Source organism: Vibrio sp. 10N.261.52.A1 (assembly GCF_002876325.1).
Classification (GTDB): Bacteria; Pseudomonadota; Gammaproteobacteria; order Enterobacterales; family Vibrionaceae; genus Vibrio; species Vibrio chagasii.
Window position 1 is genome coordinate 1 of record NZ_MCYD01000123.1, and the last position, 869, is coordinate 869.

Below are 869 nucleotides of genomic sequence, written 5' to 3' on the forward strand. Positions count from 1 at the left end.
ATATCAAGTGAGCCCTGGCAAGGCTGGTTACATTGACCTTCTGGTTACAGAGGGCATGACGTTATACCCACTAAAGGTCAGCGACAAAAATCTGATTAATGATTACATCCGACCGGGTTCGTTCATTGATGTCCTAACGGTAAGTTCTCCAAATGCCAACTTGGCTGGCAACATCGATAAGCCGACGCGTTTTAGAGGAGTGAAGGCGTCGATGTTTTTGAAACACGTTAAGGTTCTCAATATCGGGAATGATGACACCAGTGATCGCTCTATCACTGCTCGTTCTCCAAGTAAGGAAGATGGACTGACAACCGTTGTCATTGAAGTGAGCCCGGATGAATTACCAAGACTCGCATTAGCACAGCGAACGATGCATATCGAAATTTATCGCAGCCAAACTTATATGCAGCCGGAGTTCGCAGAGGTGCGCAACATCATTGATAACTATACAGGTATCGTTGAGTTACGTGGTAACGAGAACAATCCAAGAGAGGCTTTGTGATGAGAATTATCCATCGAATCAAACGAGCACTGTTTGGTCCAATTTTGTTAACGCTGATTGGCCTATTTTCTACAACAAACACTTTTGCTGCGGATCGCTCTATCACGCTTAATGATGGTCAGAACATTCAGCTTAAAAGTCCAATCGGTCAAGTGTTCGTAAACAACCCTAGCATCGTCGATTACAAAATCATCAACGACCACACTCTTGTCGTGTTTGCCAACAGCATTGGTCAATCGCGACTGATTGTCTACGGTATCGATGATCAAGTGCTGCTATCCGACCGCATTATTGTCGATTTGGATTTAACGGACATTAGGCGCCAAATCAAATTCCATTTCCCAGATGCTCAAGTAAAGGTTCAGTC

2 protein-coding genes are annotated in these 869 nt (G+C 44.3%); both read left to right on the plus strand.

Annotated elements, in window-relative coordinates:
• Positions 1-502, plus strand: a 502-nt coding sequence (locus BCT81_RS01715) for an RcpC/CpaB family pilus assembly protein (protein ID WP_241908134.1), incomplete at its 5' end; no start/stop codon positions are given.
• Positions 502-869 (plus strand): pilus assembly protein N-terminal domain-containing protein (locus BCT81_RS01720; protein ID WP_198596822.1); only part of this gene is annotated, 368 nt, incomplete at its 3' end. The genes BCT81_RS01715 and BCT81_RS01720, both read left to right, overlap by 1 nt.